The sequence below is a fragment of the Bacillus sp. BSL6 genome, from assembly GCF_052928345.1.
On the sequence record NZ_JAVGCW010000003.1, the window covers coordinates 463,889 to 479,178 of the forward strand.

Below are 15,290 nucleotides of genomic sequence, written 5' to 3' on the forward strand. Positions count from 1 at the left end.
GATGGGTGTTTGACCGACACCCATCATTAATAATAACGAATTTTCGACAGAAAGGGAAGAATAGCATGATTAAAACAAATGAAATTAAACAAAAAGATGCATTGTTAGAAGAGATTACGGATTATGTATTAAATAAAGAGGTAACAAGTGCAGAAGCATTCAGTACTGCTCGTTACGTATTACTTGATACACTTGGATGCGGAATTTTAGCGTTACAATATCCAGAGTGTACGAAATTATTAGGACCAGTTGTACCAGGAACAATCGTGCCAAATGGTACACGAGTACCAGGTACGTCTTATGTACTAGATCCAGTCAAAGGTGCATTTAATATCGGATGTATGATCCGTTGGTTAGACTATAACGATACTTGGCTTGCAGCAGAGTGGGGACATCCATCTGATAACTTAGGAGGAATTTTAGCAGTTGCAGATTATATTAGCCGTGTTCGTATATCAGAAGGAAAAGAAGCGTTAAAAGTACGTGAAGTATTAGAAATGATGATTAAAGCTCATGAAATTCAAGGTGTACTTGCTTTAGAAAACAGCTTAAATCGCGTTGGCCTTGACCACGTATTATATGTAAAAGTAGCAACAACTGCAGTAGTTGCAAAAATGCTTGGCGGAACACGTGAAGAAATCTTTAATGCATTATCACATGCATGGATTGATAATTCTAGTCTTCGTACATATCGTCATGCTCCAAATACGGGATCACGTAAATCATGGGCAGCAGGTGATGCAACGAGCCGCGGTGTTCATCTTGCAATGACTGCTCTAAAAGGTGAAATGGGTTACCCTACAGCATTATCTGCACCGGGCTGGGGATTCCAAGATGTATTATTCAATAAACAAGAATTAAAATTAGCAAGACCATTAGATTCTTATGTAATGGAAAATGTATTATTTAAAGTTTCATATCCAGCAGAATTCCATGCACAAACAGCTGCAGAATGTGCTGTGAAATTACATCCAGAAATTAAAGGGAAATTAGATGAAATTGACCGTATTACAATTACAACGCATGAATCAGCAATTCGTATTATTGATAAAGAAGGTCCATTAAATAACCCAGCGGATCGTGATCATTGCTTACAATACATTACGGCAATTGGTTTATTAAAAGGGGATATCGTTGCGGATGATTATGAGGATGCAGTAGCAAATGATCCACGTGTAGATGAATTACGTAATAAGATGGTTGTTGTTGAAAATAAACAGTACAGTTTAGATTACCTTGACCCGAACAAGCGCTCAATCGCCAACGCTGTTCAAGTTCATTTCAAAGATGGAACTGTAACAGAAAATGTGGAATGTGAATATCCACTTGGTCACCGTTTCCGTAGAGATGAAGCGATTCCAAAAGTTGTTCAAAAATTCACTGCAAATATGGCAGGCCATTATTCTAGTAAGCAACAAGAACAAATTCATGAAGCTTGTTTAAATGAAGAGAAACTAGAAAATATGAATGTAAATGAATTTGTAGATCTATTCTTAATTTAATAATAGGGGGAATCTAGAATGGCTTGGGTTGTGGATAAACAGTCAACACAAGAAGAGCTTGCGAATCGCTTCCGAGCTTTAGTAGAAGCAAATGAAATTTTACAGATTCCAGGTGCTCATGATGCAATGGCAGCTCTTGTTGCGAAAAATACAGGTTTTTCAGCTCTTTATTTATCGGGAGCTGCTTATACTGCAAGTAAAGGGCTACCGGATTTAGGAATCGTAACGTCTACTGAAGTAGCAGAGAGAGCAAGAGATTTAGTAAGAGCTACAGATTTACCTGTTCTTGTTGACATTGATACAGGGTTTGGTGGTGTATTAAATGTAGCGAGAACTGCTGTAGAAATGGTGGAAGCGAAGGTAGCAGCTGTCCAAATTGAAGATCAGCAATTACCAAAGAAATGTGGCCATTTAAATGGTAAAAAACTCGTTACGACAGAAGAATTAGTTCAAAAGATTAAAGCGATTAAAGAAGTTGCACCGAGCTTATATATTGTAGCGCGCACAGATGCTCGTGGTGTAGAAGGATTAGATGAAGCAATTGAAAGAGCGAATGCATATGTAAAAGCAGGTGCAGACGCAATTTTCCCAGAAGCGCTACAATCAGAAGAGGAATTCCGTCTATTTAATAGCAAGGTAAATGCACCTTTATTAGCGAATATGACTGAATTCGGAAAAACACCGTATTATAGTGCAGAAGAATTTGCGAATATGGGCTTCCAAATGGTTATTTATCCTGTAACTTCACTTCGTGTTGCAGCGAAAGCGTATGAGAATGTGTTTACTTTAATTAAGGAAACAGGTTCTCAAAAAGATGCACTTTCTAATATGCAAACGAGAAGTGAGTTATATGAAACAATTTCATATCATGACTTTGAAGAACTAGATACTGGAATTGCAAAAACAGTATTATCAGAGGATCAATAGATAAAACAACTAAGGCGATGAGAATACATCTTTAGCAAGACGAACTGCTTGATGTGAAAATTCATCGCCTTCTGTTTTCAAAAATAAGATATTCCACTCATCGTAGACGAGCATATGTAGTAGTAAGTAAGGCCGAAATGATAGGGGGATTCAGATGGAGAAAACGAAGTTACCGTGGGATGAATTTTTTTCACTTAATAAAGATGTGAATCATGCTTTCTTTACGCCAGAAGATTTTTCAGGAGATGAAGATTTAATCGCAAAAACGACAGAACAATTCGTTAAACAAGAAATTGTTCCACAAATGGAGAATATTGAACAACATAACTATAAAGTTTCTCGTCAATTGTTTGAGAAAGCTGGAGAACTTGGATTATTAAGTATTGAGGTTCCAGAAGAATATGGCGGATTTGAATTAGGAAAGGCAGTTTCAGGGCTTGTAGCAGAAAAAATGGGATACGCTGGTGCATTTAGCGTTTCATTTAATATACACGCAGGTGTAGGTACATTGCCTTACATATATTATGGAACGAAAGAACAAAAAGAAAAATATTTGCCGAAAATTGCATCAGGAGAATGGATTGGGGCTTATGCTTTAACTGAACCAAATGCTGGTTCTGATGCTTTAAGTGCAAAAACGAGTGCAGTATTAAATGAAGATGGTACTGCTTGGAAGCTAAATGGTGAAAAGCAATGGATTACAAATGCTCATATGGCAGATGTATACGTTGTTTTTGCGAAGACAAATAAAGGAATGACAGCGTTTATTGTCGAAAGAACATGTGAAGGGGTATCTATTGGGCTAGAAGAAAAGAAAATGGGGATTAAAGGTTCTTCAACGGCTACCCTTATTTTAGAAGATGTTGTCATACCTGCTGAAAATGTTTTAGGGGAAGTTGGGAAAGGGCATCATGTAGCTCTTAATATTCTTAACTTTGCTAGATTAAAACTTGCCTTTGGAAATATTGGAACAGCAAAGCAAGCAATTGGATTGTCCGTTCAATACGGAAAAGAACGTAAACAGTTTCAAACGGAATTAGTAGACTTTACGATGATTCAAGAGAAAATTGCAAATATGATCATTGCTACATATGGAGCAGAAAGTGCAGCGTATCGTACAGCAGGTGTAATTGATGAAGCAATTCATGAGAGCGATGAAGATCTTATGAAGAAAATGTCTCAATTTGCAATTGAATGTGCATTGAATAAAGTAAATGCTTCTGAAACACTTGGTCATATCGTAGATGAAGCTGTACAAATTCATGGTGGTTACGGTTATATGCAAGAGTATGAAGTAGAACGATTATACCGTGATGCTAGAATTAGTCGTATTTTTGAAGGGACGAACGAAATTAATAGATTAACAGTTGCCAAAATGTTAATGAAGCAAATGGAACAAATTGAAGATACTGAAATAGAGATTGATGTAGAAAATGTCGAAAGAAACCATCGTTACATTTTATTAGCGAAAAAATTGTTGAAACAATCTTTGAAAACGCTCTCTAAAACTCCAGGTTTAAAAATTGATCAAGAGCAAGAATATTCACGTGTATTATCAAATATGTTAACGGACGTGTACGTCATGGAATCAGCATTTTTACGTACGAGTAAAGCAATTAGTAAAAATGGTGCAGAAAAAGAGCGTACGAAACAAATGATAACTGACGTTATTTGTGAAGAAGGTTATCGCAAAGTGGAAGAAGCAGCGATTTCTATACTTTCCGCGGCTATTACAGAAGAACAAGATAGACACGTGATTTTAACTGAAATTCGTCAATTATTAGTGCCTTTATACACGAACGTATTTACAAAAAAGAGAAAAATTGCGAAAGCTATTATAAATCGCGGAAAGTATATTGTGTAAATAGGAGGAAAGCGATATGAAAAAGATTGGTTTTATCGGTTTAGGTAACATGGGTCTTCCGATGTCTAAAAATTTAGTTAAATCAAGTTACACAGTATATGGAGTGGATTTAAATAAAGATGCTGAAGCTTCCTTTGAAAAAGAAGGAGGAATTATTGGCTTATCAATCTCAAAATTAGCAGAGACATGCGATGTGATTTTTACAAGTTTACCTTCACCTCGTGCTGTTGAAGCGGTGTATTTTGGACAAGAAGGATTATTTGAAAATAGTCATTCGAATGTAGTTTTAATTGATACAAGTACTGTATCTCCACAGTTAAACAAACAGTTAGAGGAAGCGGCAAAAGAAAAGAAAGTAGACTTTTTAGCAGCCCCTGTAAGTGGTGGGGTAATTGGAGCCGAAAACCGTACATTAACGTTTATGGTTGGTGGATCAAAAGAGGTATATGAAAAAACGGAATCTATCATGGGTGTATTAGGTGCAAACATCTTCCATGTTAGTGAGCAAATTGATAGTGGTACAACTGTTAAATTAATTAATAACCTATTAATAGGTTTTTATACAGCTGGTGTAAGTGAAGCATTAACATTAGCGAAAAAGAACAATATGGATTTGGATAAAATGTTTGATATTTTAAATGTAAGTTACGGCCAAAGTAGAATTTATGAGCGCAATTATAAAAGTTTTATTGCATCAGAAAACTACGAGCCAGGTTTTACTGTAAATTTATTAAAGAAAGATTTAGGGTTTGCAGTAGATTTAGCGAAAGAAAGTGAACTTCACTTACCAGTAAGCGAAATGCTATTAAATGTATATGAAGAAGCAAGTGAAGCTGGGTATGGTGAAAACGATATGGCTGCTTTATATAAGAAAGTTAGTGAACAATTAATTTCTAATCAAAAATAATAGATTTATAAACATCATAAAAAAAGGAGAGAATATAATGATTACAACTGAAATTAAACGAGTAAAAAATCATATTAATGGTGAGTGGGTAGAATCTACTGGTACAGAAGTAGAAGCAGTTCCAAATCCGGCGACTGGAAAAATTATCGCTTACGTTCCGCTATCTCCGAAAGAAGATGTTGAAAAAGCTGTTGAAGCCGCAAAAGCAGCATACGAAACATGGTCTAAAGTACCAGTTCCGAATCGTTCAAGACAATTGTATAAATATTTACAGCTTTTACAAGAAAATAAAGAAGAACTTGCAAAAATCATTACGCTAGAAAATGGTAAAACATTAACGGATGCAACTGGTGAAGTGCAGCGTGGTATTGAAGCGGTAGAACTTGCGACGTCAGCACCAAATTTAATGATGGGACAAGCACTTCCGAATATTGCTAGCGGCATTGATGGATCAATTTGGCGCTACCCAATCGGAGTTGTCGCTGGTATTACACCGTTTAACTTCCCGATGATGATTCCATTATGGATGTTCCCACTTGCAATTGCTTGCGGTAATACATTCGTATTAAAAACATCTGAAAGAACGCCACTTTTAGCAGAGCGACTTGTAGAGTTATTCTATGAAGCTGGCTTCCCGAAAGGCGTATTAAATTTAGTGCAAGGCGGAAAAGATGTTGTAAATAGCATTTTAGAAAATAAAGATATTCAAGCTGTTTCGTTCGTTGGATCTGAGCCGGTAGCTCGTTACGTATATGAAACAGGTACGAAACACGGAAAACGTGTACAAGCGTTAGCTGGTGCAAAAAACCATGCGATTGTTATGCCAGATTGCAATCTTGAGAAAACAGTACAAGGTGTAATTGGATCTGCATTTGCAAGTAGCGGAGAGCGCTGCATGGCATGTTCAGTAGTAGCAGTAGTTGATGAAATTGCGGATGAATTCATCGACGTACTAGTAGCAGAGACGAAGAAGTTAAAAGTAGGTGACGGTTTCCACGAAGATAATTATGTTGGACCATTAATTCGTGAATCTCATAAAGAGCGTGTATTAGGCTATATTAACAGTGGTGTAGCAGATGGAGCTACTTTATTAGTAGATGGCCGTAAAATTAAGGAAGAAGTTGGAGAAGGTTACTTTGTAGGTGCGACAATCTTTGACGGTGTAAATCAAGAAATGAAAATTTGGCAAGATGAGATTTTTGCTCCAGTATTAAGCATTGTACGTGTTAAAGATTTAGAAGAAGGTATTAAACTAACAAATCAATCTAAATTTGCAAATGGTGCGGTTATTTATACATCAAGCGGTAAACATGCACAAACGTTCCGTGATAACATCGATGCGGGCATGATCGGTGTAAACGTAAACGTTCCAGCACCAATGGCATTCTTCGCATTCGCAGGAAATAAAGCTTCATTCTTTGGTGATTTAGGTACAAATGGTACAGATGGTGTTCAATTCTATACACGTAAAAAAGTTGTAACTGAGCGCTGGTTTTAATATAAAGTAGACAGCCAAATCAGTTGTTAAAAGAAAATCACCACTATGAAATAGTGGTGGTTTTCTTCTTGTTAATTGCTTTTTTCAAAAGCTAGTTTAATACCAAAACCAATTAAGACAATTCCCGTTAACCCTTGAATATAACGTTGTGTCTTCGGTTTTTTCATAAAAGCACTAATTTTATCAATTAAAAATATATAAAAAGCGAACCAAATAACTGTTAAAACTAGGTAAGTAAGGCCCATTATAAGAAGTTGGATAAACGTATTATGATTTGGATTTAAAAATTGCGGTAAAAATGTTAAAAAGAAGACTGCGATTTTAGGGTTTAATAAATTTGTAAGAAACCCTTGGCGAAAGCAAGAAGTATTCTCGTTTGCGTTATTCAAAGATATATCGTTCGTATTGATGCCTTCTTTATTTCTTACTGCTAAAAGGGCTTTAATACCAATATAAATTAAATATAGAGCTCCAACGTACTTGAAAATAGAAAATAAAAGAGCTGACTTTACAATAAGTGCGGAAAGTCCGATTACTGCTGCTAAAGTATGAATCAATAGTGCAACACATGTACCGAACACTGTTTTCACCCCACCTACCTTACCAGCAACTAATGTGTTTTTCGTAGCCATTGCAGTATCAGGACCAGGTAAAATAATAAGACAAATAGACATAATGATGAAAAGAAAATAATTTTCAATCATAGTCGCTCCTCCTTCTTTTATTTTTAGAATATTTAATTAAAAATAGTGTAGCACATAATTCGATTTAATAAAATTAAATTTTATTAAAATTTATTAAATAGGAAAAAGGCTATATAGGCTTGTAATTATACGCCTATATAGCCTCAATTTAATCCCGTATGAAAGGGCGATTGCTTCTACTAATAATAAGAGGGAGATAAACCCTACTTATTAAATTCTCACTTTACGCATTAAGTAAGTTAAAGAACCGGTTTACATCTTCTTCTGAAACATCACTTAACTGCTTATATTTATAATTTGGATTTTGGTCTTTATCAACGACAACAGATCGTACTCCTTCAAAGAAATCTTCATGTCTCATGAAGTTTTTAGCAAGTACAAGGTCAGTAGCGAAACATTCTTCAACGGACTTATTTTGTCCATCAATAAACTGTTTTAATGTTACTTTTAGTGAAATAGGAGATTTTGATAATAACGTTTCTTTCGCTTTTAAAGCAAAGGAACTTTGATCTTTCTCTAATGAATGAATAATTTCTTCAATTGTATCGAATGCAAAATGTGAATTAATTTCTTCTAATGAAGGAGCAAGCTCGCTTTCTAATGTTGGAGCAGTTGCAAATGTACGAATGACTTCTTTTAAATGAGTATGTACATCATCTTCTTTAGGCCAATTTATACTTTCCAGTTCAGTAAGGAAATTTGGTAATGAATCAGATGCAATAAAATAATCAGCAGCGTTTATAAATAATACGTCAGAAGCTTTTAAAATAGATGCTGTTAAAGCGACATAGCGGCCGGCATACCCTGGAGCTTTATTTAAGAAATAAGCAGCACCGACGTCAGGGAAGAAGCCAATATTCATCTCTGGCATTGCCCATTTCGTACGCTCAGTTACAATTCGGTATTTCGCACCATTTGTAAGACCGACACCACCACCCATTACAATTCCATCTAAACAAGCGATAATCGGTTTTTTATATTGATAAATATATGTATCAATTTCATACTCTTCTTCAAAGAAACGTTCCGCATGCTGCAATGCAGCTTCATTTGAACGTGCTTCATAAAGAGTTTTAATATCGCCACCTGCACAAAAACCTTTTGTGCCAGCTCCTTTTAATACGATAAGCGCAATTCGTTCATCATGTTCCCACTCTTTCAGTTTTTGCCCAATTGGTTGCAACATGTCATAAGATAAAGAATTAAGTGCTTTTGGGCGGTTTAAAGTAATTGATGCAACGCCGTTTTCGCTAACAGAAAATAAAACGTGTTCAGTCATAATTCATCCTCCCTTACATATCTTCTTATTCTTAATTCTTTATACGTACTGAAATGTCCTTTATAAATTTTGTCTAAAGTTGGCGGTATATGTTAATTTATCCACTGCATATTTTGACGAGTTATATTTGCAGGATTTTGGAGGTTGAAAATGAATATTACAACATTACTGTAATTGTAATTATTTGAAGTTACCATGATAAACACGCTATTATATATGTGTAAATTGTACATAATCACTTCGAAAAGAGTGATTATAATGAAAAAAAATTGCTTTTCATTAGAAATAGAGAAAGGAGAAATCGGAATGCCAGTACCTTTACTATTGTCGGTGATTATTTTGTCTTCTTTAATGATAGGGATAACGCAGTATTTTCATCATACAGATACGACAGAGGAAGTGAAGGATAAAGTACGACTTGTATTTCCGATTTTTATCATATCTATTTCTTTTTGCATTTTATTAAATAAAGATGGGTACATTGTTGCAGTATTTTCATTTTTTGTAGCGATTGTTTTCATTACAGTTTTATATTATGTAATGAAAGAATTTATCCAAAAATAAAGATGTCATATGAGACATTTTTATTTTTGGAAAGAATAAAATTTCACATACCGTATTATATGTGAAATTAAAAAAACATATCGCAATAGAAAAGTATGTACTTTACCGTGTATTTACTTGTCAATCTTGCATAGCCAATATACTATTAATAGTGTAGAGATTAGAAAAAGGGGTTGTATCTATCATGAAATTTGAGATGCACACAAAAATTATTTCAAATGAAAAAGAAGTAAGATTACATATAGAAGAAAACATATTTCAATTAAAATTGGATGGTTATCACTTATTTACAGTTCAAGAAATATTACCTTTATATAAATCAAATGAAGAAAGAATCGGTAGTGCAATGATACAAAAGTTAGAATGGGAGAACGGAAAAACTACAATAAACTATCAACTTGTATCACTAAATTCAGTAAATTAAAAGGAGCAGGAAACCATGAAGTTATTTCATACAGCCGATTGGCATTTAGGAAAGCTTGTTCATGGCGTGTATATGACTGAAGATCAAAAGATTGTATTAGATCAGTTTGTACAAGCTGTTGAAGAAGAAAAACCAGATGCCGTAATTATTGCAGGGGATTTATATGACCGAGCAATTCCACCTACGGAAGCAGTAGACTTATTAAATGATGTGCTGCAAAAAATAGTGATTGATTTACAAACACCAGTTATTGCAGTCGCAGGAAACCATGATAGTCCAGATCGTATTCATTTTGGAAGTAGTTTAATGAAGAAACAAGGATTATTTATTGTGGGGCAAATTCAATTTCCATATGAGCCAATTATATTAAATGATGAATATGGGGAGGTTCACTTCCATCTCATTCCTTATGCGGATCCAAGCATAGTGAGACATGTATTGAAAAACGAAGACGTACGTTCTCATGATGATGCGATGCGTATTTTTATGAATGAGCTTTCTGAAACGATGGATAAAGAAGCTAGACATGTATTTGTTGGTCATGCATTTGTAACTTCTGCGGGCGAAGCGGAAGAGAATACAAGTGATGCTGAACGACCGCTTTCAATTGGTGGTGCTGAATACGTGAATAGTCATTATTTTGATAAGTTTCATTACACAGCGCTTGGACATTTACATCAAGCGCATTTCGTACGTAATGAGACAATTCGATATTCAGGTTCTCCACTTGCATATTCTATTTCTGAAGAAAAACATAAAAAAGGATATTATATTGTGGAATTGGACGAGCAAGGTGAAGTAACAATTGAAAAAAGGTTACTTACACCACGCCGTAAAATGCGAACAGTAGAAGCGAAAATAGATGAATTGTTACAACATCCAGTAAGTGAAGATTACGTGTTTGTAAAATTATTAGATGAAAATCCTGTCTTGCAGCCAATGGAAAAAATACGCTCTGTTTATCCAAATGCAATGCATGTTGAAAGAGCCATTCAAAGACGAGAGTTCACTGAGTCAAATGAAGTAACTGTTTCAAGACATAAAATGGATGATTTATCATTATTAAAGGCTTTTTATAAAGAAATGAAAGGCTTAGATTTATCAGAAGAGAAAGAACGTCTATTTGTAGAAGTATTACAAACAGTGCAAGAACGGGAAGGTGAACGAGGATGAGACCGATTCAGCTTATTATGACGGCATTTGGCCCATATAAACAGAAAGAAGTAATTGATTTTGACGATTTGGGAGAGCATCGTATTTTCGCCATTTCTGGAAACACGGGCGCCGGAAAGACAACGATTTTTGATGCGATTTGTTATGTTTTATATGGTGAGGCAAGCGGAGAAGAACGAAGTGATACGAGCATGCTCCGCAGTCAATTTGCTGATGATAATGTGTATACAAGCGTAGAATTAACCTTTCAGTTAAAAGGGAAACGTTATGAAATAAAACGACAACTGGGACATAAAAAACAAGGGAACAAGACGGTTACGGGACATGCAGTAGAATTATATGAAGTAATTGATGAAGAGAAGATTCCGGCTGTTGATCGTTTCCATGTAACGGATGTAAATAAAAAAGTAGAAGATTTAATTGGTTTAAGTAAACATCAATTTAGTCAAATTGTTATGTTACCGCAAGGGGAATTCCGAAAACTATTAACATCTGAGACAGAAAACAAAGAAGAAATTTTGCGTCGTATTTTTAAAACAGATCGTTATAAGTTAATGCGTGAGTTACTTGACCAAAAACGAAAACAATGGAAAGACGTCTTACAAGAAAAACAGAAAGAGCGAGAGTTATATTTCCGTAATGTTTTTAAATTACCAATTCGTGATGGAGCATTATTAGAGACATTAGTGGAACAAGAACATGTAAATACGCATCAAGTAGTAGAGGCATTAGAACAAGAGACAGCTGCGTATAAGGCAGAGGTGGAGCAATTACAAGTAGAACAAGATATTCAAACGAAGCAATTAAAGGATGCTGAAACACGTTTTCATGCAGCGAAGTCTGTAAATGAGAAATTTATAGATTTACAACAAAAGAATGAGAAATATAATACTTTACAAGAAAAACGTTCAGTAATTGAAATGAAAGAACTATCTTTTAAGCGTGCGGAACAAGCGAAGCGCTTATTACCATTTGAACAGTGGTACGAAGAAGCAATGCAAAATGAGCAGAAAGCTGAAAGTTTGTTAAAACAAATTATCGCTAAAAAAGAAAATATAATGAATAATTTTGAACTTGCTCAGGAGAAATATGAAGCAGTAAAGAATAAAGAACCTGAGAGAGAAAATGCAAAAAAACTTGTTCAAAGATTAGAAGAGTTACAACCGATTATTGCATCATTAGCTGAGAAACAGTTGAATTTACAAAATGCAGAAATTCAACTAGGAAAATTAAAAGAAAGTATGCAAAACTTAGATCGACAATTAGAAGAGCATACAAATCAAAAACAGCTAATGTCTGGTGAATTACAGCAATTAGAGCGAGCGCTTGAACGATATGTAGATAAAGTAGAAGAACTAACGAATATGCGAGAAGATGCAAAAGTTTTAAAGCAAGCATATGACGTATGGCAAGAAAAACAAAAATTCGAGCAAGAAAAAGAAACTGCATTTATTAAGATGCAAGAGACAGTTCGTGCATATGAGAATATGGAACGTCGCTGGTTAAGTGAACAAGCTGGTATATTAGCTCTTCATCTACATGATGGTGAATCTTGTCCAGTATGTGGCAGCACGAACCATCCGAAAAAAGCTTCAGAGCAAAGTGATGCCATCAATGAAAAAGAGTTAAATGATTTAAGAGACAAGAAGAACATTGCTGAAAAATTACATGTGCAAGTAGAGGAGAAATGGAATTTCTATCATCTTCAATATGAACAAGTAATAGAAGAGGTTAAGAAGCGAGGTTATCGCTCAGAAGAATTAGCTGAAACATATAGTGCGCTTGTTCAAAAAGGAAAACAATTAGCAACTGAAGTGAATACGTTAAAAGCAAGTGAAGAAACGCGTAAGCAAACAGCTGTGAAAATAAAAAGCATAGAAGAAAAAGTAGATGCACTTCAGAAACAAAAACATGAGGTAGAAACAGAACAGCACCGTATAGAAATGGATTGTATGCAGCTTCGTACGTCATATGAACATGATAAGAAAAACATTCCTGAAAACTTACAAACAGTCCAAGCTTGGAAAGTCCAGTTTGACCAAGCTATGCATGAGCTCAAATTAATGGAGGACGAATGGAAGAAAGTGCAGGAGGCGTATCAACATTGGCAAAATGAAAATATACGTATTCAAGCAGAACAGGAAGGTGCTTCTAATCAATTTGAAAGTGCAAAATCGAAGAAAGAAGAGACTTTCACGCGCTTTATGAAAGAGCTTGAACAGAGTGGATTTACAGACCAAATTACGTATAAAGAAGCGAAATTAAGTGATGCCGAGATGGATATGTTACAAAAAGAAATTCAAAGCTATTATTCATCTCTTGAAGTACTTGCAAAACAAATTGAAGAGTTACATGCTGAATTAAAAGATAAAGAGTATATGGATATTACGGCGTTAGGTGAACACATTAAAGAACTAGAAATTAACCTTGATATCATTAAAGAAAAACGTCAACGTTCGCAAAATGCGGTAACATATATTTCTGATTTACATGAAAATATTAGACGTATTGATGAGCAAATTCATGAGGAAGAAAAAGCTTTCCAAGAACTTGTTGACTTATATGAAGTAATGAAAGGTGATAACGAAAGCCGTATATCATTTGAACGTTACATCTTAATTGAGTATTTAGAACAAATTGTTCAAATTGCAAACGAACGATTACGTAAATTATCAAATGGACAATTTTATTTAAAACGAAGTGAACGAGTTGAAAAGAGAAATCGTCAAAGTGGATTAGGGTTAGATGTATACGACGCATATACTGGCCAAACACGCGATGTAAAAACATTATCTGGCGGCGAGAAATTCAATGCCTCACTTTGCTTAGCGCTCGGCATGGCAGACGTTATTCAAGCGTATGAAGGCGGTATTTCAATCGAAACGATGTTTATCGACGAAGGATTCGGTTCATTAGATGAGGAGTCATTAACAAAAGCGGTTGACGCCTTAATCGACTTACAAAAATCAGGTCGATTTATTGGTGTAATCTCACACGTTCAAGAGCTGAAAAACGCAATGCCAGCTGTATTAGAAGTAACGAAGCAGAAGGATGGTTGTAGTCAGACACGGTTTGTGGTGAAGTAAGTTCAATTGTAATTCATATTATTTGCGATTCTTTAGTATAGAACTTTTGATAAAATAAAGGGGCTGTCTCATAAGTCTCTTTCGAAGTAAGATCACATGAAATCGAAAAGGCAGAAATGTTATAAAATAAACATTTCTGCCTTTCACTTTTTATACGATTTTGGCTAAAAAGCATCTTTTGGGACAGCCTCTTTATTTGTTATTCAAAATTAGATAATTCACCTATGAGTTATCTGTAGAAGACGGCGTATTTTCCAAACGATTATAAGCTTTAAAAGCCGAAATTGCCGAGATAACACCGCCTACTAAAAATAAAGCCGATCCACCGACCAAAATGATACGACTGACATATGTTTCGCGCGCTTCTTCAACTTCTTCTTGTAACATTGTAGGCATTTGAATTCCCCCTAAATAACATTTATTTTGTAGATAGTATATACAAACGCCTAAAATATGTTAAAATCACTGGATAGTGTTATGAGGGAGTATATAGTTAGATGTGAATTATTTGAAAAATCTTCATTATAAATTTATGCTAACTTCACATAGAGCACATATTAACATTGTATTATGTATATGTACCAAATAAATAAAGTGAATGTAAGTTCTGTTTTCAAAAATTTAAAATCCTTTTATTTCTATATGAAAGTTTTAATCGAGGGTTTTAAAAATTTTGGAAATAGATCTTATAAAAATGGAATTCATATAAAAGGGGAATGTCTTATGACAACATATACAAGTGAAATGAAAAAAACTTTAGTTTCAGAAGAAGATGTAGATATTTTAAAAATTATGGCGCATCCAATCCGACTGCAAATTGTAAATGAATTAAGTACAAGAAAAACTTGTAATGTAACACAATTAACCGAGTTACTGAACATCCCGCAATCTACTGTTTCACAACATTTATCAAAAATGAAGGGTAAAGTGTTACGAGCAGAGAGAAGAGGTTTAGAAATTTATTATCATATTAACAATTTAAAAGCGAGTAAGATTGTTAATGTTTTAGGGTATATAAACTAGTGAAATATTTTTATATAAAATAGCCCCTGCTGTTTAGCAGGGGCTATTTTGTGTTGTTTTATGTATTTGCATTTAAAACTTTATAGTTTTTATGATTTACAATTGTTCGATCAAATTCAAAAGTACCACCGCTTACATTTGTAATTTCAACTAAGACCGATTCAGTATAAAGTTTTAATACAGATCCTGTAATCTTTAAATTGTTTCGTTGAAAAAGTATAGTATCCCCTACGTTTGCTTTCATAGTACCTCCTCATTAAAGACAGAAATATTTTTTATTATATATATTAAACCACGTATAAGTATATTAGTGAATATTTAGTTTTATTTATCAAAAAA

The 15,290-nt window shown here is 34.5% G+C and carries 14 protein-coding genes; 10 read left to right on the forward strand and 4 right to left on the reverse strand.

Annotation, left to right across the window (positions count from 1 at the left end; genetic code table 11):
- The first annotated feature begins 65 nt into the window (after positions 1–65).
- The 5 genes from prpD (at position 66) to RCJ96_RS13410 (ending at position 6,698) form a co-directional block, all read left to right on the forward strand.
- Positions 66–1,502, forward strand: coding sequence for a 2-methylcitrate dehydratase (gene prpD, locus RCJ96_RS13390; protein WP_070805956.1), 1,437 nt, complete (start codon positions 66–68; stop codon positions 1,500–1,502).
- 18 nt (positions 1,503–1,520) lie between these two features.
- Entirely contained in the window at positions 1,521–2,429 is a 909-nt protein-coding gene (prpB, locus tag RCJ96_RS13395; protein WP_000312630.1) for a methylisocitrate lyase, read from the forward strand.
- 154 nt (positions 2,430–2,583) lie between these two features.
- Positions 2,584–4,293, forward strand: coding sequence for an acyl-CoA dehydrogenase family protein (locus RCJ96_RS13400; RefSeq protein WP_074610420.1), 1,710 nt, complete (start codon positions 2,584–2,586; stop codon positions 4,291–4,293).
- Between the two features lie 16 nt (positions 4,294–4,309).
- Entirely contained in the window at positions 4,310–5,200 is an 891-nt protein-coding gene (locus RCJ96_RS13405) for an NAD(P)-dependent oxidoreductase (protein ID WP_000719422.1), read from the forward strand.
- Between the two features lie 37 nt (positions 5,201–5,237).
- Positions 5,238–6,698, forward strand: coding sequence for a CoA-acylating methylmalonate-semialdehyde dehydrogenase (locus RCJ96_RS13410; RefSeq protein ID WP_000633352.1), 1,461 nt, complete (start codon positions 5,238–5,240; stop codon positions 6,696–6,698).
- A gap of 71 nt (positions 6,699–6,769) precedes the next feature.
- On the opposite strand, the gene RCJ96_RS13415 is transcribed toward RCJ96_RS13410, so the two are convergent.
- Together RCJ96_RS13415 and RCJ96_RS13420 are read right to left on the reverse strand one after the other, a co-directional pair.
- Complete coding sequence (locus RCJ96_RS13415) at positions 6,770–7,402, reverse strand: LysE family translocator (RefSeq protein WP_048556983.1); 633 nt, start codon at positions 7,400–7,402, stop codon at positions 6,770–6,772.
- Between the two features lie 223 nt (positions 7,403–7,625).
- Positions 7,626–8,681, reverse strand: a complete 1,056-nt coding sequence (locus tag RCJ96_RS13420; RefSeq protein ID WP_270795128.1) for an enoyl-CoA hydratase/isomerase family protein — start codon at positions 8,679–8,681, stop codon at positions 7,626–7,628.
- Between the two features lie 306 nt (positions 8,682–8,987).
- Between RCJ96_RS13420 and RCJ96_RS13425 the strand changes: the two genes are divergently transcribed.
- The 4 genes from RCJ96_RS13425 to RCJ96_RS13440 all read left to right on the forward strand — a co-directional run bounded on the left by RCJ96_RS13425 (position 8,988) and on the right by RCJ96_RS13440 (position 13,928).
- Positions 8,988–9,245 (forward strand): hypothetical protein, encoded by a 258-nt coding sequence (locus RCJ96_RS13425; RefSeq protein WP_001145041.1) that lies wholly within the window; start codon positions 8,988–8,990, stop codon positions 9,243–9,245.
- Positions 9,246–9,429: 184 nt separating this feature from the next.
- On the forward strand, positions 9,430–9,669 hold the full coding sequence (locus RCJ96_RS13430; RefSeq protein WP_000667348.1) for a DUF2584 domain-containing protein: 240 nt from the start codon (positions 9,430–9,432) through the stop codon (positions 9,667–9,669).
- 15 nt (positions 9,670–9,684) lie between these two features.
- The gene (locus RCJ96_RS13435) at positions 9,685–10,842 is read left to right on the forward strand and encodes an exonuclease SbcCD subunit D (RefSeq protein WP_270795126.1); all 1,158 of its coding nucleotides are present in this window, start codon (positions 9,685–9,687) and stop codon (positions 10,840–10,842) included.
- On the forward strand, positions 10,839–13,928 hold the full coding sequence (locus RCJ96_RS13440) for an AAA family ATPase (protein ID WP_270795125.1): 3,090 nt from the start codon (positions 10,839–10,841) through the stop codon (positions 13,926–13,928). The genes RCJ96_RS13435 and RCJ96_RS13440 overlap by 4 nt, the downstream gene beginning before the upstream one ends.
- Before the next feature lie 222 nt (positions 13,929–14,150).
- Here the strand turns inward: RCJ96_RS13440 and RCJ96_RS13445 are convergent, their stop codons facing one another.
- Positions 14,151–14,324, reverse strand: coding sequence for a hypothetical protein (locus tag RCJ96_RS13445; protein ID WP_001142747.1), 174 nt, complete (start codon positions 14,322–14,324; stop codon positions 14,151–14,153).
- A 327-nt stretch (positions 14,325–14,651) separates the two neighbouring features.
- Here RCJ96_RS13445 and RCJ96_RS13450 point away from each other — a divergent pair, with 327 nt between their 5' ends.
- Positions 14,652–14,951, forward strand: a complete 300-nt coding sequence (locus tag RCJ96_RS13450; RefSeq protein WP_000214794.1) for an ArsR/SmtB family transcription factor — start codon at positions 14,652–14,654, stop codon at positions 14,949–14,951.
- A gap of 58 nt (positions 14,952–15,009) precedes the next feature.
- Here the strand turns inward: RCJ96_RS13450 and RCJ96_RS13455 are convergent, their stop codons facing one another.
- Entirely contained in the window at positions 15,010–15,195 is a 186-nt protein-coding gene (locus RCJ96_RS13455) for a YkvS family protein (RefSeq protein ID WP_000646792.1), read from the reverse strand.
- Positions 15,196–15,290: the final 95 nt, after the last annotated feature.